The organism is Flavobacterium sp. TC780, from assembly GCF_056783245.1.
Genome location: NZ_JBXBAV010000115.1, coordinates 22318 through 44332, shown reverse-complemented (window position 1 = coordinate 44332; position 22015 = coordinate 22318). Strand labels below are relative to the sequence as shown.

General features: G+C 35.1%; 25 protein-coding genes and 1 pseudogene. 8 read left to right on the top strand and 18 right to left on the bottom strand.

All coding sequences use genetic code 11. The features are described from left to right. Position 1: 1 nt before the first annotated feature. The 12 genes and pseudogenes from AC1RYN_RS12630 to AC1RYN_RS12575 all read right to left on the bottom strand — a co-directional run bounded on the left by AC1RYN_RS12630 (position 2) and on the right by AC1RYN_RS12575 (position 7074). Complete coding sequence (locus tag AC1RYN_RS12630) at positions 2-799, bottom strand: T9SS type A sorting domain-containing protein (RefSeq protein ID WP_481807248.1); 798 nt, start codon at positions 797-799, stop codon at positions 2-4. A 78-nt stretch (positions 800-877) separates the two neighbouring features. Continuing rightward, positions 878-985, bottom strand: a pseudogene (locus AC1RYN_RS12625) (SprB repeat-containing protein); the annotation flags it as partial. A 14-nt stretch (positions 986-999) separates the two neighbouring features. After that, on the bottom strand, positions 1000-1626 hold the full coding sequence (locus AC1RYN_RS12620; RefSeq protein WP_481807247.1) for a SprB repeat-containing protein: 627 nt from the start codon (positions 1624-1626) through the stop codon (positions 1000-1002). 133 nt (positions 1627-1759) lie between these two features. After that, positions 1760-1966 carry a hypothetical protein gene (locus tag AC1RYN_RS12615; protein WP_481807246.1) on the bottom strand — a complete coding sequence of 69 codons (207 nt, stop codon included), beginning with the start codon at positions 1964-1966 and terminating at the stop codon, positions 1760-1762. Further along, positions 1947-2558: a SprB repeat-containing protein gene (locus tag AC1RYN_RS12610; protein WP_481807245.1), complete on the bottom strand. Its 612-nt coding sequence runs from the start codon at positions 2556-2558 to the stop codon at positions 1947-1949. The genes AC1RYN_RS12615 and AC1RYN_RS12610 overlap by 20 nt, the downstream gene beginning before the upstream one ends. 70 nt (positions 2559-2628) lie before the next feature. After that, complete coding sequence (locus AC1RYN_RS12605) at positions 2629-2865, bottom strand: hypothetical protein (protein WP_481807244.1); 237 nt, start codon at positions 2863-2865, stop codon at positions 2629-2631. A gap of 442 nt (positions 2866-3307) precedes the next feature. Then, positions 3308-3910, bottom strand: coding sequence for a hypothetical protein (locus AC1RYN_RS12600; RefSeq protein WP_481807243.1), 603 nt, complete (start codon positions 3908-3910; stop codon positions 3308-3310). Beyond that, positions 3873-5123 carry a SprB repeat-containing protein gene (locus tag AC1RYN_RS12595; RefSeq protein WP_481807242.1) on the bottom strand — a complete coding sequence of 417 codons (1251 nt, stop codon included), beginning with the start codon at positions 5121-5123 and terminating at the stop codon, positions 3873-3875. Before AC1RYN_RS12595 ends, AC1RYN_RS12600 begins: the two co-directional genes overlap by 38 nt. A gap of 4 nt (positions 5124-5127) precedes the next feature. Next, positions 5128-5421, bottom strand: a complete 294-nt coding sequence (locus tag AC1RYN_RS12590; RefSeq protein ID WP_481807241.1) for a hypothetical protein — start codon at positions 5419-5421, stop codon at positions 5128-5130. A 282-nt stretch (positions 5422-5703) separates the two neighbouring features. Beyond that, the gene (locus AC1RYN_RS12585; RefSeq protein ID WP_481807240.1) at positions 5704-5937 is read right to left on the bottom strand and encodes a hypothetical protein; all 234 of its coding nucleotides are present in this window, start codon (positions 5935-5937) and stop codon (positions 5704-5706) included. 138 nt (positions 5938-6075) lie between these two features. After that, entirely contained in the window at positions 6076-6627 is a 552-nt protein-coding gene (locus tag AC1RYN_RS12580; RefSeq protein ID WP_481807239.1) for a hypothetical protein, read from the bottom strand. Positions 6628-6903: 276 nt separating this feature from the next. Further along, complete coding sequence (locus tag AC1RYN_RS12575) at positions 6904-7074, bottom strand: hypothetical protein (protein WP_481807238.1); 171 nt, start codon at positions 7072-7074, stop codon at positions 6904-6906. Positions 7075-7716: 642 nt separating this feature from the next. Between AC1RYN_RS12575 and AC1RYN_RS12570 the strand changes: the two genes are divergently transcribed. Beyond that, positions 7717-7836, top strand: a complete 120-nt coding sequence (locus AC1RYN_RS12570; protein WP_481807237.1) for a hypothetical protein — start codon at positions 7717-7719, stop codon at positions 7834-7836. 250 nt (positions 7837-8086) lie between these two features. Here the strand turns inward: AC1RYN_RS12570 and AC1RYN_RS12565 are convergent, their stop codons facing one another. The 3 genes from AC1RYN_RS12565 to AC1RYN_RS12555 form a co-directional block, all read right to left on the bottom strand. Then, positions 8087-8218 carry a DUF3781 domain-containing protein gene (locus AC1RYN_RS12565; RefSeq protein WP_481807236.1) on the bottom strand — a complete coding sequence of 44 codons (132 nt, stop codon included), beginning with the start codon at positions 8216-8218 and terminating at the stop codon, positions 8087-8089. 400 nt (positions 8219-8618) lie between these two features. Then, a complete protein-coding gene (locus tag AC1RYN_RS12560) occupies positions 8619-8798 on the bottom strand; it encodes a hypothetical protein (RefSeq protein ID WP_481807235.1) in 180 nt (59 codons plus the stop codon). 217 nt (positions 8799-9015) lie between these two features. After that, the gene (locus AC1RYN_RS12555; protein ID WP_481807234.1) at positions 9016-9468 is read right to left on the bottom strand and encodes a helix-turn-helix domain-containing protein; all 453 of its coding nucleotides are present in this window, start codon (positions 9466-9468) and stop codon (positions 9016-9018) included. 364 nt (positions 9469-9832) lie between these two features. Between AC1RYN_RS12555 and AC1RYN_RS12550 the strand changes: the two genes are divergently transcribed. The 4 genes from AC1RYN_RS12550 (at position 9833) to AC1RYN_RS12535 (ending at position 16995) form a co-directional block, all read left to right on the top strand. Further along, a complete protein-coding gene (locus tag AC1RYN_RS12550) occupies positions 9833-11677 on the top strand; it encodes a SusC/RagA family TonB-linked outer membrane protein (RefSeq protein WP_481807233.1) in 1845 nt (614 codons plus the stop codon). Next, positions 11655-12857 carry a TonB-dependent receptor domain-containing protein gene (locus tag AC1RYN_RS12545; RefSeq protein ID WP_481807232.1) on the top strand — a complete coding sequence of 401 codons (1203 nt, stop codon included), beginning with the start codon at positions 11655-11657 and terminating at the stop codon, positions 12855-12857. The genes AC1RYN_RS12550 and AC1RYN_RS12545 overlap by 23 nt, the downstream gene beginning before the upstream one ends. A gap of 76 nt (positions 12858-12933) precedes the next feature. Beyond that, a complete protein-coding gene (locus tag AC1RYN_RS12540) occupies positions 12934-14277 on the top strand; it encodes a RagB/SusD family nutrient uptake outer membrane protein (RefSeq protein ID WP_481807231.1) in 1344 nt (447 codons plus the stop codon). A 27-nt stretch (positions 14278-14304) separates the two neighbouring features. Continuing rightward, positions 14305-16995, top strand: a complete 2691-nt coding sequence (locus AC1RYN_RS12535; RefSeq protein ID WP_481807230.1) for an alpha/beta hydrolase family protein — start codon at positions 14305-14307, stop codon at positions 16993-16995. A 70-nt stretch (positions 16996-17065) separates the two neighbouring features. Here the strand turns inward: AC1RYN_RS12535 and AC1RYN_RS12530 are convergent, their stop codons facing one another. The 3 genes from AC1RYN_RS12530 to AC1RYN_RS12520 form a co-directional block, all read right to left on the bottom strand. After that, entirely contained in the window at positions 17066-17353 is a 288-nt protein-coding gene (locus tag AC1RYN_RS12530; protein ID WP_481807229.1) for a hypothetical protein, read from the bottom strand. A gap of 93 nt (positions 17354-17446) precedes the next feature. Further along, a complete protein-coding gene (locus tag AC1RYN_RS12525; RefSeq protein WP_481807228.1) occupies positions 17447-18973 on the bottom strand; it encodes a MauE/DoxX family redox-associated membrane protein in 1527 nt (508 codons plus the stop codon). Positions 18974-19239: 266 nt separating this feature from the next. Beyond that, a complete protein-coding gene (locus tag AC1RYN_RS12520; protein ID WP_481807227.1) occupies positions 19240-19557 on the bottom strand; it encodes a hypothetical protein in 318 nt (105 codons plus the stop codon). 770 nt (positions 19558-20327) lie between these two features. On the opposite strand from AC1RYN_RS12520, the gene AC1RYN_RS12515 reads away from it, so the two are divergent. Genes AC1RYN_RS12515 through AC1RYN_RS12505 form a run of 3 tightly spaced genes read left to right on the top strand, consistent with a single transcriptional unit; the run spans position 20328 to position 21950 of the window. Beyond that, positions 20328-20723: a plasmid mobilization protein gene (locus tag AC1RYN_RS12515; protein WP_481807226.1), complete on the top strand. Its 396-nt coding sequence runs from the start codon at positions 20328-20330 to the stop codon at positions 20721-20723. Beyond that, positions 20708-21700, top strand: a complete 993-nt coding sequence (locus tag AC1RYN_RS12510) for a relaxase/mobilization nuclease domain-containing protein (RefSeq protein ID WP_481807225.1) — start codon at positions 20708-20710, stop codon at positions 21698-21700. Before AC1RYN_RS12515 ends, AC1RYN_RS12510 begins: the two co-directional genes overlap by 16 nt. 10 nt (positions 21701-21710) lie before the next feature. After that, positions 21711-21950 carry a hypothetical protein gene (locus AC1RYN_RS12505; protein ID WP_481807224.1) on the top strand — a complete coding sequence of 80 codons (240 nt, stop codon included), beginning with the start codon at positions 21711-21713 and terminating at the stop codon, positions 21948-21950. The last annotated feature ends 65 nt before the right edge of the window (positions 21951-22015 follow it).

The window sequence follows — 22015 nt, the reverse complement described above, 5'->3', positions numbered from 1 at the left end:
TTTAATAGATGATAATTTTTTTAACAAGCGTTTGTTGCTCTGTTTCGAGTACCAAAATATACATTCCAGAGGGCAATGAAGTATTAAAATCGACTTCGTACTTTTTCTTTCCTGAATCTTTTTTCTGCGTAGCAAATTCTCCTGTAGTAGAAAACAGTCGTAAATTGACTGTACTATTATTCTCTAAATTAATAATAGCTTTAAAATTACCGTTACTTGGATTTGGTGTTACTATAAAATCTGTAATAAATTTTGACATTGTACCTACGTTTGGTAATGTACTTCGTTTTTCTACTGTAATGTTTTTATTGTAGGTTGCAAAACAATCTCCTTGTGTTTGTTGCAAACCTATTGTATAAATGCCAGTAGCATCAAATTTAAGTGTAATGTATTTTTCTTTTTGCTCTACAATACTAACCCCCTTAGGTAGTATCCACTGGGTACTTTCTCCAAAAGGATTACTAGTATTTATCAAAATGACTTCTTCATCTGAGTAAGCCTGAGAACTAAGTAAAAACTCAGAACTGATTACTACCTGATTTGTTTTTATTATAATTTCGTCTTCTCCAACACAGCCCAAAGCAGAAGTTACTTTTACAGTATAAGTTCCAGCTTTGGTCAAACTTACTTTAGCCTGATTTGATGTAAATCCATTTGTAGCACTCCAACTGTATTGTGCTTTATCATCTGATATTGTAGCATCTAAATCTAATACCTGATCGTTGCATAAAGTTCTGTCTTTTCCTAAGTCAACTACAATTGGGTTCGGATCTTTTAAAATAAACTTCTTTTTGTACACACAACAATCCGTGCAGGAAATAGTTACTTCATAATTTCCTGCTACCAGATTATTTAGATCTTTGGTAGTAGCTCCTGTATTCCATAAAAAACTATAAGGTAAATTTCCTCCTGTAACATTTAGTTCTATTGAACCATCATTACCACTATAACAAGTTGGATTTTTTACTGTTTCGGTAGTGAATATTCCTTTGGGATCACCTACAAAAATGCTCCCCTGAATAACACAGCCTTTTGCGTCGGTTGCGATACAAAGTAATTGTTTGTTGTAATATTTTCAATTCTTGCCGTTGTTCCACCATTTGTCCACTCATACGTATAAGGTGGAGTTCCCCCAGAAACGTGTGCTTCTGCCCAACCATCATCTCCATTATTACAGCTGGCATTCGCTTTTGTAAAAGTCAGATTAAGCTTTGCTGGTTCTGGCATATACTGAGTAACATCTATTTCTTTTACTAAAAGATTATTGACATACGTTCCGAGTTTTATTCCGTTGGCATCTTCAATATTTAAGGCATACGTTCCATCAGATACGTTTTCGGCTGTTTCATCCTGATCGTTCCAAATAATCCATGAACCATCTTTTTGCTGTTTCTTCCAGGTATAAAAATAGGGTAGTGCGTTATTTTTATCTGCCTTTAACTGAATTCCTCCCTTGACATGAGCTACTAAAATTCCGTCCTGCGATTCGTCTCTTTGGTTGTCTTGTGGATTCGCGTCGGTCTCGTTTCCAAATTCATTACTTACATTACACGAAATAGTACGAACTATCTCAAAAGTAACTTCAAGCGGATCCGGATCATCCAAAGTTGTAATTGAATTTGCCACCGTACAACTTATTTTATTTGTTGCTGCTTTATAATTAGCATCACGAACTGTTAGGCTATAGGTTTCCTCAGGAATCCGCTTAGAGAGATCGTATAAACACCATTGCTAAAGCTCGTTGTGGTTGTAGTTTGTACTATTCCTTTACTATTTTTCCATTCAAACCAATAGGAGTTGTCTGGAAAATTGTTCCACCTGTAACTTCTACAACAATTTTTCCATTGGTTGCTTTGTAAAAACTTGGGTCAAGAACTTCTGTATATTTTATAGCAAGTGGTGCTACAGGTTGTAAGATAGTAACACTTTCCTGTGTTGTACAGCCTTTAGCATCTGTAATAAACACCCAGTATTTGCTTGCTTTTAGAAATCGTATTTTCATCAATATCTACTTCATTAGACCATTTATAATCATACGGAGGCGTTCCTCCCACGACATTTGCTGTAGCCCAACCGTCATTTCCGCCATTACAAAAAACGTCGCCTTTGGTTATCGTTACAGCTAATTTTGGAGGTTCCTGCATCAATTGTGTCACATCAATTTCCTGTGTGAGCACATTGTTAACATAAGTCCCTAACATGATCCCGTTTCTGTCTTTTATATTTAAAGCATAATTCCCATGAGAGAGGTTTGAGGCTGTTTCGCTTGTAATGTTAGCTAAAACCGTCCAAGAACCATCTGCCTGTTGTTTTTTCCAGTAAAAATAATAAGGCAATCCATTATTTGCAGAAGACGCCAGTGGAGTTCCTCCAGTTACATGGGCTATTAAAATACCATCTTGCGACTCGTCACGCTGACCATCTTTTGGAGTTGTATCTTTATCATTTCCAAATTCGTTACTAGTATTACAAGAAATGGTTTGTTTAATTTCGAAGGTAACTACAAGTGGATCAGGTTCGGTTAATGCGACTTTTGACTCTAATACGGAACAATTCACTATTTGAGTGGTTCCTGTGTTATAATTTTTATCCTTAACCGTTAAAAAATAGTATCGGCAGAAATACCATTTAGAGTAATAGAGTATATACCATTTTTAATTCTGTAGATGTTGTTGCTTGAATATCTCCTACAGAGTTTGTCCATTCATATTGATAAGAATCATCATCATTTGGTGTTCCTCCTGTTATCTTAGCAACAATTCTTCCATTAGGTGGCTCCAGAAAAAGTAGGAGTATAATCTCTTTATAATCTATTGAAATAGGAAATTGAGGTTCATTTATTTTAATTTCTCCCTTGTAAAACATCCTTTTCTATCTGTAGCTTCAACAGTATAGGTACCTGCAGTTAAATGAGAAATTTTGTTTTCATCAATAATTCCTCCATCTGCATTATACCATGGATAGGTATAACGACTGGATCCACCCTAACTTTTGCAGTTACCCATCCATTATTTCCTGCGTGACAAGAAACATTTCCAGAATCAAATGTTAGTTCTAGTTTAGCAGGCTCTACGATTTCTTTTGTTGTTGGAATAGCTGTTACTAAATCTGTAGTATTATACGTTCCCTGTACTATGCCGTTAGCATCAATAATATTTAATGAATAGTTTCCTTGCGAAGATTCTCAGCAGTTGCTGTTTTATATTCTGATAATTCCTCCCATAACCCTGTTATAGTATTATATTTTGACCAAATAAGATATAAGGTAATCCATTATTTACTGTTCCTGAAAATGGAATACCACCACTTACTGTTGCTTCAGCCTGTCTGAGAATTTATTTACATCTGATTCTGAATTTTCAGTGTTACAAGAAATAGGTTGTGTTTCTTGTAAAGTAATTTTAATTTTTTCGGGCTGCGTTAATATTTGAGAGGACTCGATAATAGAACAGCCTTCTTTATTTATGGCGTTATTGTAATTTTTATCTTTTACAGTTAGTTTGTATTCTCCCTCAGGAGCATTGTCTAATGTGATATTATATGTTTTATTGGCAGTATTATACTGGCCCGTTGCAGGCATAGCAACGCCAATGCTATTTTTCCATTCAAAACCATAAGATTTATCATCATTAATAGTCCCGCCAGTTATTGATGCTACTATTTTTCCGTTAGCTGCACCATAAAAAGTGGGGTTTTGTATAAGTGTATAACTCATGGCAACAGCATTTTCTGGTTTAGATATGTTCTCAGTAAGAGTTTTTTCATCTTCTGTACCATATCGTTTAGCAATACATCCAATAGTATTGCTTGTGGTTTTTATCTTTCGAACTTTTATAATACAATCTCCTTTTTGTAAATTAATGATGGTATGTTTATTTCCATTTGGTAAAAGATTTCCAAGTAGTATCATAATTTGTTGAATATTGATAAATGCCATTTTCAGCACCTCCAGTAGCAGTAATTTCGATTGCGCCATCATCCACACCATAGCAAAGGATATTTGTTTTGGATGTAATGGAGAAATCTACGGGAGCTGGAGACTTGATTTCAAAAAAAAATGGATTATCGAAGTTTGTTGATGGATTGGTATTTACTCCATTAATCGATCCTATAAAATATAACTTGTATCTGCCTTTAGCGAAATCACAAGGAATTTGGAAACTATTAGATGCATCAACAATAATCCCGCCATTATCTTGTGTTGAACACATAACTTCTTTCCAAGTTTGTTTTTCTTCATCATAATTTATTATAGAATAATTAAGTTGCTCAGCACTAATTAGAGGTCTGCTGAATTTGAGAACTAATTTACCATCTTCACTATTAAAACAAGTAGTTTCTTTCTCGTTATGAGAAACGATAAAAGGTGCAGATTGACGAATTATATAAATAACAGGTTTAGACACAATATTGCATGCTTTTTGTCTGAAATAAATTTTATTTCCATGGAAATTAGCTGCATTTGCGCCTAAAATGGCTTTTGCATTAGTAGATATACTTGATTGGGTATTATATTGAGGTAAATTTGTCCAACTTCGAGAGTTAAGGTCTTCATCAGGATCTGGATTAAGCGAATATTGCCAATTGTATTCGGATGGTAAAAATCCAGTATGTGATGCTATTGTAATATTACTGTCTGTCGGAAAGGAATCGTCTTTAGGATTTATAATTGTAAGTATTGGATTGTTTGTTATAGACAATTTATCATCCCACCATCTTACAATATCAGTATAATTATTTAGACATGAAAAAAATTGTGTACTTTCTCTTTTATCGCCATTAAAAGAACCCTTACCTCCACAACCACCAACTTTTCTTTTCCAGTTTCTAGAAGAATAAACCTGTACTTTAACGGGTTTTCTGGTTGCCAATACATTAATTGTTTTTTCATATAGTGTATATCGATCAGAGGGTATTCCACCTATGTTTTCATTAATAATCGTTATAGTACCGTCATTATAAATTAAGTCAACCTTAACATCATTTCGGCAACTACTACTATAACTTCCAGAGCCGGCTTTTATGTTTAATACAGTTTTTACCTCATACTCCCCAATCCTAGCATTTTGAGCAAATCCAAAACCCGAAACCAATAAAATGATCAATAAGTAAAAATTCTTCATAGGCTTAATATATAACTGTTAGGGTTTCGACTTTTGAAGGGCTATCATTTTGTAAATTAGGAATTAAATGATATTCATATTCCGAGTTTATATTTAAATTTTTATCTTCTATAGTAAAAACAGTACCATTTAATTCTTTCCATAATGTTGGCGGTGTTCCTTTTACATTTTTATAAATACTCAAACTGATTACTTTGTCCTTACTTTTATTATAATTCCATGTCAGGACTATTTTTTTATTCTCTCGATCAGGCAGTCCTTGCAAAAATGTAATTATTTTTACAGGTGTAAAATCCAAAACTTGTACCGTTATTATAGAATGATCTAATGATGACCACAGATTACTTTTGTCCCTGGCCAGAATAGCGTATTGATATGTTTTTTTGTTCTCTATCCTGTCATCTGTATATTCCTGAATGGTATCGTTTATTTGTTTAATCTCCTGCCATTTTTCTTGCCCTTTTTCTCTCCTTCTTAGACTGTGTCCTACTACATCTTCACTATAACTGCGTATCCATTTTAGATGTACTTTACCGTCTTTATTTTCATAGTCTTTAAAAATGGGTGCAGCAGGGGGAATTTACGGTTCATCTAAAATTAAAATATCGGATGGTTCTGAAATATTAAACCTCATGTCCTCTGCAACAATTCTATAATACACTTTACTATTTGTCATTTTAAGGCTCACACTGTCTTTGTAATCATTGCCTACATAGGATTTATGATAAATATCTACAAATTCTTCACCAGCATTATTGGCTTTTAAAATTCGGTATTCACGCAAATCTTTTTCCTGATTTGGTTTCCATTTCAAGCGAACCACTCCAAGACTATCAATTACACCTTCAAGCCCATTGGTTTTGCTGGTGGTATAGAATCTACAGGCTGAATCAACATACTCTGCGAGGTTAAGCGCTGATTGTTTTTACCCACAACAGATATGGTGAAATAATTAGATGGAAATAAATTTTAAATCATCGAGTTTTCTCTCCGATGGAGGAATCATTTTAGTAACCACTTTATAGGGACCTTTGTCATTATCTGCTAGGTTAATTTCATAACCCTGAATAAAACCTTCGGAGGCTACAGGATATTCCCATTCCAAATTAACTTCGTTAGAGTTCACAATATTATAATCGATAAGCCTTGCAGCGGTAACGATAGCAGCCACTCCAGTTGCAGCAATTGGTTTTGTTACTTCACCCTTTTCTCCAAATGAAGTTATACCGTATAATCTATATTGATACATTTTATCGTTTACACTAAGCGTATCAATATAATACATGGTTTTAGATGGATGTTCGTCTTTATCATTCAGATTAACTAAAGGTGTAGTTGCTATTGGGGTATAGTTGATCCCATCAGAAGATTTTTCGACCATAAAAGAAGTGTATATTCTTTTGAATGTTTCATAATCCCAGGAAAGCAGTACTTTTTTATCATCCGGAATCGCAATAAAATCTGTTGGTGCGGGTAAAACACTATAGTCTTTTAAACCGATCATATAAGAAGATTCTTTAACCTTTGGGCTTTCGAGACCTCAATCTGATAAGCATACACTTCATTGACTTTAACGTTGGTATCTACAAATCCCCAACCCGCTTTTACTGCACCAGTAAAACTCATATCGGCTGCATATAAGCAAAAGTATACCGTTGATCCAGCTCATCAGCCATACTTACTATTTTAGCAAGTTCTCCGTTACGCACCAGACACTTCAAAATTTTCTCCGTAGATAGATTGTGCAATTATAGCCGCATTATTATCTTTTTGTGCTAAGTCAAGCCATGAATCCAAAGGTTCTGGGAAGAAGTGGTTTTGGTGTAAGTACTATTTTATCGGGTTTAGGCAAAACATTGCCATCTCGAAGTATTGTAGTTCTAGTAATTAGAAATCCCTTTTTATTTGCTTTTTGCCATTCTATTGGAGAATTAATAGCCCAACCAATCAAAATCTTATCTTTTTGAGCCCAGCATTGACCATAACTTTTGCGCCTTTGCTTTGACTGTAACCTAATGAACACGTAATAATTAGTAAGAAAAGTAATTTTATCTTCAACATTCTATGGAATAATTTTAAAAGCTACAAAACTAGCTTTTTAATATTTAATTAATACTATTTTTACATTAGAAAACTCCCTAAACAAAGGGTTTTACAGCTTTTAGGATGGGAGATTTTTTTTAGCAAAGTCGATTATTTAATTTACTTTTCTATTGTAAAATTTCAATAAATTGGATTTCTGTTGCATTAAAGAAAAATCACACATAATGTATGTAGCTTTTTAGCTCTTTGCAATACCCACTTTTAGTGATTTTTAACGATTTGATATTTTAGCATGATAGTCACTATATGTAACTTTCTTGTATTTAGTATTATATAGTATGTAAAACCAAAGCAACCTAATATATTTAAAAATTGCACAAAGATAGTTTTGAATTTCAAAGCTACAATAGTCTATACAATAATTCCACAGTAAGGTTTTGTGATAGGTAATTAAGTTAATCAGTATAAATAGCATGTAATTTAAACTTAAATTATTTCAATATATTAAACAAACCATTAGTTTTGCTGCCTTAATTTAATATAAAATATTATGAAAGATTTAATCGAAAAAATCAACACAGAAATCGAAACTTTTAAAGCAGAATCTAAATCGCTAATCAAGAAAGGTGTTAAAGCGGCTGGTCCAAGAGCTGGTAAATCAAGCTTATAACTTGAGAAACTATTCAAAGAATTTAGAAAGTTTCTGTAGAAGCTGCTAAAAAGCAATTCGATTAAAATAAATAAACCCTACTTAGAATTATTCAAGTGGGGTTGCTTTTTTAGGTTTTCCTTTTTTTCGGTAATTTTTTTTAACTTTAGTAATTCGTTAGCAGTTATAATTCTGTATGTGTATAAGTTTACCGTGATTCTAAATAATGTCATTTTCAGTATTTGAAACATAATAGTTCTTGCCCTTTTTCCTAAAAGACTTTTTCTTGAGTTTCTTTTAGGATGCCAAAAAGCATTGTTTCAATTTCAGATTTTGAAAAATTACTATTTAGTTTTTTGTTTATTCTGTCGTAAACTAGCTCAGTGTAACAAAGGTTATTCAAATTTCTTCGGTTTCACTTATAATCATTTTGTTATTTGATTTTTAGTTATAGATTTAGTATAATTAATTTTACTAAATCGTACTATTGTGTTGCACCCTTAAAGCTTGTATTTTTCATTAACTTTTTCTGAGTATTTTTTTCAAGTGAACTAATATCAAATCTCATTTCTTTTCTAGTTTTATTCTGGGTTTCAAATAGGAAGCCCTGTTGTTAACCTGTATCCTTCTGTGTTTTCCTTGATATTAATTCCTAAAAAAGTGTTCTTTGATTTCCCCAAAAGACATTATGCAAAGCTGCAATATTTAAGATGTTATCATAGGTAATCTGGAAAATCTTGAACATACAATGCTTTTTAACCAATTAATTTTTCTATTCGTTTTCATATATAGTATCAGATTCTTCAGGTGTTATTTTTTTTGCGCAATTCAATTAAACTTTTTGTTAATGATATATTGTGTTCAAAGTAGCTTAACAATTGATGAATCTCTTCAACAGTTTTCATTAAATATTCTCTGTAGTTTTTAGCTTCTTCAAACTCTCTATTTTCTATTGCAGTTTTCAGATCGTTTTTATATTTCAAAGTATCCCTCTTGGTTTGATTTATTATTAAAAAATGTTGTTATGATGGGAATTGCTGCCCCAGTCACTAATAGCAGTATAAAGTGATTTATATCGGACAAATCCATATTAATAGTTTTTTTGTAGAAATAATTAGAAGGTAAATTGTACTAGCCTACAGTATATTGAATAAGAAGAAAATACTTACGTATCTTTCCTGGTAAAATTCAAATTAGTTATTATACTAAACCGCGTTTGAATGCCAGAATATCCGAATCTTTTAAAGAATCAAATATTTTCTCAAAATCACTAAGTGAAGACCCCATAGCTTTTAAAATGAGAATTAGCGTTGAAGAACTTGGGATTGATTTTGCATTGAAAGTATCTGAAACGGTAGCTTTACGAATATCAGCAGCCGTAGCTATATCATTATAGCTTTGTGGAACAGCGTCTTTACCTTTGCTTTGCAAAAGCTTGCGTAGACTAATTGTAATCCTGAATTTTATATTTTCTTCTAAAGCTTTTTTCACAAATGCAATTAACGATAACTTAAATAAAATATCGGTACGGTTTGTAGTACCGATATTTTTTATTATATTTGACTTGATTACTAACAAATTAGTATTCATTTTATTAAATTTGCGATTCTTCATATAAAATATTTGAAGCATTCGCTTTGAATCTCGTTCCAAAAACTGGTAATTTTAGCACGCGAGAGGATAAGTAAGATGCTCACGACCATGGCGTGGGCTCACTTATTCGTGTGCGGGTATACCAGTACCTTGGAGCGATGTAAGTTGAGTTCTGCGCCATTTTTTTATTTCATGCAAATGCTTCAGCTTTAATTCATAGCACCAAAACTTCATCATTTTCATAGTCTCGCAATTAATTAGTTCAACTAACCAAAATTTAGTGCCTATGATTCAACAAAAATGGTAGTCGATACCATACTCCACCTAACTTAACGCACAAAAAATGGCCCTCTAATTCGTCACCAAACTAGTATAGAGGACCGTAGCAAACAAAACAAACGTTTTACTTAACTAACCCAATATTATGAATAATTATTCATTCTACAAGGGTAGTAAGGCTCTTTATTGCCTGATTTTTTTCGGGTGTTTCTTGTCTTTTACCCCTGTTATAGCAAAAAGTGTACTGCGGCAACAGCAGTCCAACTCTCAACAAAATCTGGTACATGGTACCATTACCGATGGTACTAATCCTTTACCAGGCGTAACCATTGCCCTAAAAAGCAAAACTAATTCGGGTACGATTTCCGATTACAACGGACAGTATAATATAGCTGGTGCTGTTTCAGATACTTTGGTCGTTTCTTTTATAGGTTTCAAAACTGTCCTGGTCCCCATAAAAGGGCGACATACCATAAACATAGTATTAGAGTACGATACCATGGCACTGCAAGAAGTCAGAGTCAACGCAGGATATTATACAGTAAAGGAAAGCGAGCGTACGGGCAGTATTTCAAGAATCACAGCCAAAGACATTGAAACCCAACCCGTGACTAATGTTCTTGCTACCCTGCAAGGACGTATGGCAGGAGTGAACGTAACCCAAACCACAGGAGTCCCCGGTGGAGGATTCGAAATCCAGATACGGGGGCAAAACAGCATACGCCCAGAAGGAAATAATCCTTTATATATTATAGATGGCGTTCCCTATGCTTCAGATCCTATTGGGTACAATCAGACGGCAACGGTTTTTCCAACGGTAACCAGCCCATTAAATAGTATCAATCCGGATGCCATTGAAAGTATTGAAATACTCAAAGATGCTGATGCAACTGCCATTTATGGGTCTCGTGGAGCTAATGGCGTAGTGTTAATCACTACCAAAAAAGGGAAAGAGGGAAAAACCAGATTTAGTTTCAGTGCCTCTACGGGAACCGGAACGGTAACCAAATTCGCCAAGCTCATGAACACCGAGCAGTACCTTACGATGCGTCGTCAGGCTTTTATTAATGATGGGATAACTAAATATCCTGCGTGGGATTACGACATCAATGGAACATGGAATCAAAATCGTTATACCGACTGGCAAAAAGAGCTTATTGGCGGAACAGCCATAATTACAGATTTACAAGGAACAATCACCGGAGGATCACAGTACACCCAGTTCCTATTTAGTGGAAATTACCATACCGAATCAACCGTGTTCCCAGGTGATTTTTCATATAAAAAGGGAGGTTCCCAGTTCAATTTGAATCATCAATCAGCAGATAACAAATTCCACTTGGCAATTTCTGCAGGATATACTGCGCAAAACAACAACCAACCTGCCTCTGACCTTACCTATGACTCGCTATATCTTCCTCCAAATGCTCCTGCTCTATACGATGCATCCGGAAATCTCAATTGGGAAAACGGGACTTGGGAAAACCCCCTTCGAAACTTATCCTCAGCATTTGTTTCCAAAACTAAGGACTTACTGGCCAATTTTGTTTTATCATATGAAATCGTACCTGATTTAACCCTGAAGAGCAGCTTTGGTTACACCGATTTGCAGCATGTAGAAAGTCGCATTATTCCTTCGACGATATACAACCCTTCTTACGGACATACGAGCGCCATTTCGTCTTTGTTTCTCAACAATACCAAACGCAACTCCTGGATTATAGAGCCACAGCTTAATTGGGAAAAGAAATTTGGTGGCGGCAAGCTTGGAATTCTCTTAGGGGGAACCTTCCAACAGCAGAACACCTCGCGTTTGTTTCAAACAGGAAGTGGATTTAGTTCCAACAGTCTTATTTATGACTTAGCATCGGCAACCAATCAGCAAGTTCTTCTTAGTGATGAAGCCCTATATAAATATCAGGCATTTTTTGGAAGAATCAATTACAATTGGAAAGATTGTTATATTTATGAACCTGACAGCAAGACGTGATGGATCAAGTCGCTTTGGTCCCGGAAATCAATATGCAAATTTTGGCGCCATAGGTGTGGCTTGGTTATTTTCCAACGAAAGTTTCTTGAAAAACAGTTCTTGGCTGAGTTTTGGAAAACTACGAAGCAGTTATGGAACTACTGGTAGCGATCAAATTGGAGATTACCAATTTTTAAATACCTATAATTCTTCAGGTATTAACTATGGTACTACCGTTGGATTGGAGCCCACACGTTTGTTTAATCCCGACTTCGGATGGGAAGTCAATAAAAAACTGGAAGCAGCTTTAGAATTAGGATTCTTTGCTGACCGAATCTTTCTAACTGGAGCATGGTACCAAAACCGCTCTTCGAATCAACTCGTTGGGATTCCACTCCCAGGAACAACTGGTTTTACTCAAATACAGGCAAACTTAGCTGCAACTGTTGAAAATACAGGATTGGAATTCACTCTGCGTACTGTTAATTTTTCTACTACCCATTTTAATTGGACCAGTAGTCTCAATGTGAGTATTTCCCGAAATGAGCTCATTGCTTTCCCTAATCTGAATAGTTCAACTTATAAAAACAAATACCGTATTGGAGAACCACTAAATATTCTATTGGGATACAACTACACAGGGCTGAACCCATCCACTGGAATATATCAGTTTGAGGATCAAAACAACGATGGTAAACTGTCTTCTCCTAATGACAAACAAACTGTAATGAATCTTAATCCCGACTATTTTGGAGGATTTCAAAATCAATTCCGCTACAAAAACTGGAAACTGGATTTTCTTTTTCAGTTTGTAAAACAACACCATCTGAATTATGATAGTGGCATTGCAGGAATGATGGTTAATCAACCCCAAAGAATGGTTGATAGTTGGCAAGAAACAGGTGACACAGGACCTTATCAAATCTATACCACAGGGTATAATTTTCCTGCTATCACTGCGCAATCCCGATATAGCAATAGCAACGCTACTTTTGTAGATGCCTCTTATGTTCGTCTTAAAACGGTTGCTCTTAGTTATGATGTTCCTTTGACCATCAAAGAAGTGCAATGTACTCTTATGGTGCAAGGACAGAACCTTTTGACATTTACTCCTTATAAAGATGGTGACCCTGAATTTACAAGCAGTGGCTATTTGCCACCACTTAAAATAATAACTGCCGGAATTCAACTAACTTTTTAACAGATAAAGTATGAAAACAAAATATAAAAAACGATATCTATATTGCTGTTGGAGTGCATTTAAAAAAATAGTTTTTTTGAGCACTACACTCTTTATGCCAGCTTGTGATTCTTTTCTGGAGGTAGACCTACCAAAATCACAACTCACCAGTACCAGCGTATTTCAAGATTATACCACAGCCGATGCTGCTATGGCAGACGTCTATTCTAAAATCAGAGATAAGGGAGTACTTACCGGAACCTTATTTGGCATTTCATCTCAATTGGGTAATTATACTGATGAGCTGGCATTTTATGGTTCTCCTGTCGATCCGACTTTAGCCTTTTATACCAATACCGTTTTGTCTTCTAACAGTACTGTAGCCCAGTTCTGGAACAACTCTTACAATCAGATCTATGCTGCCAATGCAGTATTAGAAGGAGTTCAGGCATCTAACCTCAGTGCTCAGGAAAAAGCGCAATTAAAAGGAGAAACCCTCTTTGTACGTGGGTTACTTCATTTTTACCTGTCGCAGCTCTTTGGAGACATTCCTTATGTACAAACTACGGATTACAAAGCCAATAGTGTTGTAACCAGAATACCCGGAGATCAAGTATATGCCTATATACTAAACGATTTAAAAACTGCTGAGGGGTTACTATCGCCAACCTATCCTGCAACAGAAAGGGTACGTCCAAATTCATATGTAGTAAAAGCACTTTTAGCCCGGTTTTATCTCTATAAAGGCGCCTGGGATGATGCCAGTAAAATGGCTACAGCCGTAATCGACAACAATTCTTTGTATCTTTTTGAGGATAATCTCGATAAAGTATTTCTAAAAAACTCCACAGAAGCAATCTGGCAATTCATGCCTGCTCTTACAGGAAAAAATACAGATGAGGCAACTGTCTTCATTTTTACTTCAGGACCGCCACCACTAGTCGCACTAAACCAATCACTCGTAAATTCCTTTGAGGTAAACGATTTGCGAAAATCGCATTGGACAGCTTCTATAAGTAATGGAATCGATACTTGGAATTATGCCTATAAATACAAAGAAAAAAATTCGACCGGCGCTTCAAAAGAATATTCCATAGTATTGCGTCTGACCGAGCAATATCTCATTCGTGCTGAAGCCAGCGCCAAGTTAGGAAATCTCACCGGAGCAAAAGATGACCTGAACAAGATCAGAAAGCGTGCGGGTCTTACTGATATAGTGGCGAGTTCAAAAGAAGAAATTCTGGAGGCAATACTTCAGGAAAGAAGAAAAGAACTTTTCACCGAGTATGGACATCGCTTTTTTGATCTTAAAAGAACAGGGAGGCTAGATGCTCTCTTATCTGCAAAGCCGGGCTGGAATACAACCGACAGCCTTTTACCTCTTCCGGAAAGTGAGCTAAATGTTAACCCAAATCTTATGCCTCAAAATCCGGGTTATTAATTTTTTATACTAATATCAAACACTGCAATGAAAATACAATTCAAAACAACAGTTTTGTTGCTACGGCGAAAGTCTTTCTTTTTTTTGGTTTTTATTTTGCAATTAGTAGCCTGCTCCCTTTGGGGGCAGGTATTGCAAAAAAAGACGCTAACAGCGGAAGATTATCCAAAATGGGGAAGATTAGCTGCTGATAAAATAAGTGCTAACGGACAATGGATCAGTTATCAAATACGCTACGAAAATGGTCTTGATACTTTATTTTTGAAAAACACCAAATCGCTTAAAACGCAAGCTTTTCCTTTAGGAAACGGAGGGGATTTCATAACTCCCAATTGGTTTTCCTGCCAAACAGCAGAAGGATTGCATCTGGTGAATCTCACAACGGATAAACAAGAAGCCCTAACTAACGTAACTCAATATGCTTACGTACCAACAGCAAATCAACTTTTACTTTTGATAACTCAAAAAGGAAAAGAGAACCTATTGCTTATTCGCAAACTCGATGGAACCCCTCTGGAACGCATTGCGGGAGTAAATGAATTTATAATGGATCCAGCAAAGCAAATGGTCCTTTACACAACAACAACAACAACAACAACAACAACAAAAGAGAAGCAACATACTATTGCACTTTTAGAACTTTCTAAAAAAAATCGGAAGACAGTCTTACTTAATGGTGCTGATCCTTTTTGTAATTTGGTCTGGCATACAAAAGGAAAGGCAGTGGCTTTTATGCAAAAGGCCCCTGACTCTTCCCCTTCTGGTAGTCTCCTATTTTGTTATAAGCTATCCAGTAAAAAATTATACCGTTCCAATTATGAAAACCAGTACCATTTTCTGGGAGACTCTCTCTTTATCCCAACTGCAGGTTCTAAATTAAAGATTTCCGACGACCTGCAAAAAATATTCTTTACAGCACAGCTTATAACAAAATCAAATGATAGCATAAAAGATTCCGATGTACAATTATGGAATGGAAATGCAAAACAGGTTTATCCCATGAAAGAAAAGCAAAAAGCTTTCGAAGGCATTTATCTAGGACTATGGCGACCAAAGCTGGATGACTACCAGCTCATTTCCAATGATACACTATCACAGGTTATGCTAACTGGAAATCAAAACTTTGCCATTCTATCCAATGAACAACAATACGAACCACAATATGCTTATGAAGGTCTCAGGGATTTTTATCTGGTAGATTTATCCACCAGCAAAAAAGAGCTGCTTTTAAAAAAACATTCAGGTCATTTTCTATACACCATTGCTTCTCCGGAGGGAAAATATATAGCCTATTTTCAGGATAAAAATTGGTGGGTTTATGATATTACAAAGAAAACCCATACCAATATCACCAAAAACAGTAAAGAATCCTTCTTTCACAACAAAAGTGAATACCATCAAACTGAAGAAATTTATCCAAAATTAGGCTGGACCCTAGAAGATAAAGAAATCCTTCTATTTGATGAATACGATCTCTGGGCAATTAGTCCCGATGGTAGTTCCTCCCGAAGGCTAACCCATGGCAGAGAAACCCAAACCCAATTTCGATTAGCTAGGTTTTCCAATAATACACTCTTTGGAAACCCAAATTACAACGGATGGATTTATAATGCCGTAGATCTTAATAAAGGATTATTTTTGGAAGCTACTGACAAAAAAGGAGGAATTGGTTATTATAAATGGTCGTCCAAATCTAATGATAAGCTCGTCTTTTCAAATAATACCCGTCTGGATCAAATAATTCAGTCCACCAGTGGTGATACATTACTATACAGGGAACAATCTTATGATCTTTCCCCAAGGTTGATGCTACTACAAAATAATACGGATAAAAAACCTCAGGTAATAGCGCAAAGTAACTTACAACAACAGCAATTTTGTTGGGGAAAATCAGAGTTAATTCAATACAAAAATGCAAAGGAAAAATCCTTGCAGGCTGTATTATATTATCCAGCAGCATATGACAATCAAAAAAAATATCCAATGATTGTCTTTATTTATGAAAAATTATCCAAAAGACTTCACAATACATATTCCTTTCCTTCTCAATTCACAGGAGAAGATGAATCATTTAATATTGCTACTTATACCACTCAGGGCTATTTTGTATTGGCTCCGGATATTTCATATGAAATTGGTGATCCTGGAATATCGGCAACTGATTGTGTTGTTTCTGCAACAAACGAAGTTATTTCGCAAGGACTTGTATTGCCTAAAAAAATTGGGCTCATCGGGCACTCCTTTGGAGGGTATGAGGCCGATTTTATTATAACACAGACTCCCCTTTTTGCTGCTGCTGTGGCTGGTTCTGCCGCAACGGACCTAACGAGTTTTTATCTTACAATGGGATGGAATACAGGAAGACCTGATATGTGGCGTTTTGAGAGTCAACAATGGCGCATGGGAAAATCATTATTTGAAGATCGTGAGAGTTACGATAGAAATTCTCCAATAGTACATGCGAAACATATCACAACACCGCTGCTCTCTTGGACTGGGGATGATGACAAACAGGTCAATTGGAGTCAAAGTATAGAATTTTATTTGGCACTGCGACGTTTAGAGAAACCCCATATTATGTTACTCTATCCCGAAGAAGCTCATACTCTTGAGAAGAGTCAAAATCAAAAAGATCTTGCTGTTAGAATACATCAGTGGTTTGATTACCATCTAAAAGATATGCCTCCGGCAGTGTGGATTAAAACGGGTCTCAAATAATAACCTGTACTAAAACAGTAATGCAGTTCCAAAAGAACTGCATTACACTTTTTAATAAGCATCCTAAAAATTAATCTTGAGGACGAAACAACACCTTACTACAAGTTGTTGGATTAGTACTCGTTATCCCAAACGCTTGAGGCCCTCCTGGATAAGCGCGACATACGACATTTCCCTGATCATCACAGGCTACAGGAACTGCACAAGGTTGTTGCTCTGACAGATTAACAAATCCCATTATAGGGTTTAAATCGTCGATTTTAGCATCACTCTGCATTGACGTGGTCAGAAGTGCCCCTGAGATACCCAACACAAAAACTGCAGCAGGCATCATTTTTTTTAAAATTATAGATTTCATAATTGTGTAATTTAAAGGTTAATTGTGATCTACTTTTTTCTACAGGTGTTCGATCTAATTCCTGATACTTAGCGCTAGTATATCATTACTGTATCAGATTTTTTTCTGCACAGGTTTCATTTTATTTTTTAGCTTATTGTTTATTTTGTAAACCACCAATTTGGTATCAATAAGGGCATACACATGGCTTGCTGTTACAATAAAATCTCTAAGCTTTTTATTACCAATACCATAAATATGAAAACTAAACAAATACCCTTTTCTATTAAGATCATAAACGTCAATTACCGAGGCTTGTTTCCAAACCTCTTTTTGTTCGTAACGTCCCGGAACATTAGAGTTTACAAAAAGAAGATGCCCGTAGACGCTACTGGTTCTATTAACCGTTAGAGTTGGTATGGCCATTGTTCGCTCTTTTTTTTCTTTGAGATAAGCCACTTTTATTTGTGCCCGCGATATGGTATCAATGGTATTGCCACGGTAATCTAATCTTCCATTTTCATCTGCTACTATGTACTGGTTTCGATAACTATAGAGATAGATCATTCGTTTCATTTCCTGGCTGTAATGTAACATGCCGTCAGTATCAAAAATACCATCAATTTGTTTTTGCAATAATTCAGGTGCTATACGTGTTTTTGATGAATCTCCAGCCTTGAAACTACCAAGAGTACTGTTAGTGCTTGACGTACTAATACCCCTAAAAACAATTGCACTACTGTCTATAGGTACAGCAATATTAAAATAAGGAGGTTCTGGCTCCTGTAATTTGGCGTGCCAATTACTAATCCGACCGCTGAAAATAGCAGGAACTACACCATCAATTATATAAAAAAAGGGAGGCTGAACTACCATTCGAATTGATTTAAAAGAAAAACTATTGCGATTAAAAGTTGCTCGTATTTTTTGTTGCTTTAGTTTAGTATCAATAGATAATAAGTATAAGGGAACGGTTGAATTTCCAAGATATAATTTTTCAGCATCAGCTCCCGCAAAATAATACGAGTTGTACTTTAGATCTAAAGTATGGGTTAAAGTAATTGGATGATGCGGATATCGGCGGATAAAAGGATTCTGCTGTTGCATAATTTCCTCTGAAGAGAGAAATAAAAGCAATATTACAATGCTACTACATATGAAAGCTAATGATAATTGTATAGGATATGAAATAGCTCTTGTGTTTTTTCTTCTTGAATTATTTGGAGTATGATTTAACCAGAGTGCTAATCCAGCCAATACTACAAAAACGATATTAAATATTAGATGTTCGTTCCAACTCATTTTCTCCAATATACCTCCACATGAGCAAGGAAGATAAGAACTGTAATTCAGCATGATAAAAATATAAGCCGTAAACATGGTCATCAAACAAAATCCAGCATAAAGTGCTTTGATGCGTGTTTTTGGAAAAAGAAGTAATATTGCAATAGCGAACTCCACAATCAGGACAGTCCAGGATATCCAATGGGCAAATGCGCTTAGCAATGGAGACTGCCCCAATTCTATCTTGAAATTTTCAAAATCAAGTCCTTTGTTCATCGCTGCATAAACCAATAAAAGGATATACAATAGACAAGTTATTTCAATAATTATCCTCTTACTTTTTTCGTTAAGTTTCATGCTTTCTAATCTTTAAGTTGATACAATTTTAAAGTGTCAAATTTTAAAAACTCAAATAAAGGAAGCTTTTTAACTGGGGTTCAATTATTTAGAGTTGGAGCTAAAACAAAATTACAACAAGCTGTTTTGTAGGTAGTTGTAAAAAACGTGCTAATTTTTGTAAAAAACGCGCCATTTTTATTGTATATAATTCAAAAGCATTATTTTTTGGGTAAAATAGATTGGTGAAAAATAAAATGCCAATAAACAATTACTATTTATTGGCATTATTTTACTTTGCATTCATAACCTATTTTACTTTCCGGTTCGCTCAATGTTTTCAATTTTTCACTGAGTTCAATAAGTCCAGCTTTTTGTAAACATTCCTCCCCAAAAAATTTTAATTCCTGGAGATTTTCTTCTGGAACACTCGTCATAAGAATCGACGGTTTAGTACTCTCTTTGGCAGATAATCCACGTTCAATCACATGATTTAATAACAGTACATTTTTTCGTGAAATTTTCAAATCAATCTTCACTACATCATTCATTCCAGGGATACTAAGCACAGTATCTAAAACCTGAGCCACATCATTTGTTGTCATAATCTTCACGTTTTTAATTAATAATTTATTCTTGTAAAGGTATAAAGTCGGATATGAATTTTGATAGGTAAAATTTACCTGTGATAGCTAGAATCCGGGTCACTTGCATAATTTTGTATCGCAGATGAGTGATAAGTATTAAAATGTAGAAGAGAATTTTAGAGAATCTGGAGATGAGTAATATTTGTAAAATATATAAATTGAAATTCTTCCATGGAATTAAAATGTTCCTAGAAAAGGACATCATTGAAGTATTTAATGACGCTTTTACCCTTTTAGAATGAACAACCAAAACCTCCCTGAAAACAGTCAGGATTTTGTTGTTTTAAAATTGGTTTATTGTTTTGAAAGAGCACGTTTTTCAATTTAAAACCAGAGGACAAATTGGCATTATGATTCCCTAGTTACAACAGTTCAGAATTACATGCAGTGCGCACTTTCCTTGAGTTCTAAAAATAAAAGTGAAATAGTTTTTATAAAAAATACTAAAATTTTAATGACTGTATCAGTAGTGTTTTGAGTTTCCGGAATAATACAATTAATAGATTACACAGTATAAAAAAGCAATAAATGGAAAAACTGAATTTGGAACATTTTAAAAATTCAGCAATGTCTACAGAACCTTTAAAGTTTCAGGAAGATTGCAACGTTCCTGCAATCGGCAAGATGTTCCTGTTGTTAAACAACAGCTTCTTGCTGCTATACACTCGGGACTCGTTAGCAGTGATACTGAAAGGTTAAAAAGAGTTTGATAATAATGAAGAAGAGAGATGATGAAAAGAGAAAATTCAAACAGAACACGCATTGTCGGGGTACGGTTTACCTCCGAAGAGTATGCGAAAATGGAACGAAAATGGAAAGCTAGTACTTGCCGTAAGCTGAGCGATTACATTCGCAAACACCTATTTGATAAATCTATAAACATCACTTATAGGAATCAGTCATTAGATGATATGATTCATGAAATGACGCAGTTGTTTAAACAATTAAATGGTATTGGAAACAACTACAATCAGGCGGTAAAAAAACTACATACCCTAAATCAAATTCCGGAATTTAAAGTATGGATTATAAGTGCTGAACTCGACAAGAAAAATCTTTTTGATAAGATAGATGAAATCAAAAATTACATCCAGAAAATCTCGGAAAGATGGTTGCGATCATAAAAACGGGATACTCTATCCATAAGGTTTTCTATTACAATGAAAACAAAGTAAAAGAGAGTGTGGCGGAGTGTATAGGCGCCGGAAATTACCCGATTGATGTGGATAAAATGGGACTTACTATAAAACTGAATCGTTTTTTGAAACAGCTGGAGTTAAATGAAAATGTAAAACGAAACAGTGTACATATTTCAATCAATTTTGATCCGTCAGAAAATCATTCTAAGGAAAAATTAATGGCTATTGCTGATTCGTATATGGAAAAGATAGGTTTTGGTGAACAACCTTATCTAGTATATCAGCATCACGATTCCGGTCATATGCACATCCATCTGGTTTCGATAAATGTCCAGAGAGATGGCACACGAATTGACATGCAAAATATTGGTAAAAACCGATCTGAACCAGCAAGAAAAGAAATTGAAAAACTCTTTGGACTTGTTAAAGCAGAAGGGAATAAAAACAGTCAGAATTTCGAACTTAAGCCAATCACCTCAGGAAAGATTCAGTATGGGCGAAGCGAATCAAAAAAGGCTATTACAAATGTATTGGATCAAGTACTTTACTCTTATAAATATACCAGTCTTCCAGAACTCAATGCAGTGCTGAAACAATACAATGTTTTAGCAGACCCAGGTAATGATGATTCAAGAATGTTTAAAGCAAAAGGATTAATGTACAGGATACTCGATGATACAGGAAAACCTATTGGAGTGCCTATAAAAGCAAGTCTTTTTTACAACAAACCAACTCTGAAATTTTTAGAGGGAAAATTTGCATCCAATACCACAAATGAAGTCTTAGACATAAGAAGGGTAAAAAACGCCATTGATATGGCATTTTTAAGAACGGAAATTTCACTTACAGAATTAGCGCAACTACTGGAGAAAGAGGGAATCGATACAGTTTTTAGAAAAAATGCAGAAGGATTACTTTATGGTATTACCTACGTTGACCATACCACAAAAATGTGTTTTTAACGGTAGTATATTGGGAAAACAATACAGTGCCAAAGCAATACAGGAACGCTGTGCATCGATTAGTCAGGTAGAGCAAAACAGGGTAAGTTTAATAACAGAAAAATCACATGCAATCACATTTGAAGCACCTAAATCGGAAATTATTGCAACGCTGTTTGGTGATGATTTTAGGGATGACAAATACACAGGATCCAGCACTATAATGGCACAATTAGCAGAGATGCTCACGAAAGTCGCAACAAACGGCTAATTACCTTCCGTACGAGCTGAAAAAAAAAAGAAAAAAAGAAGAAGAGGACAGTCTAATAATCGATA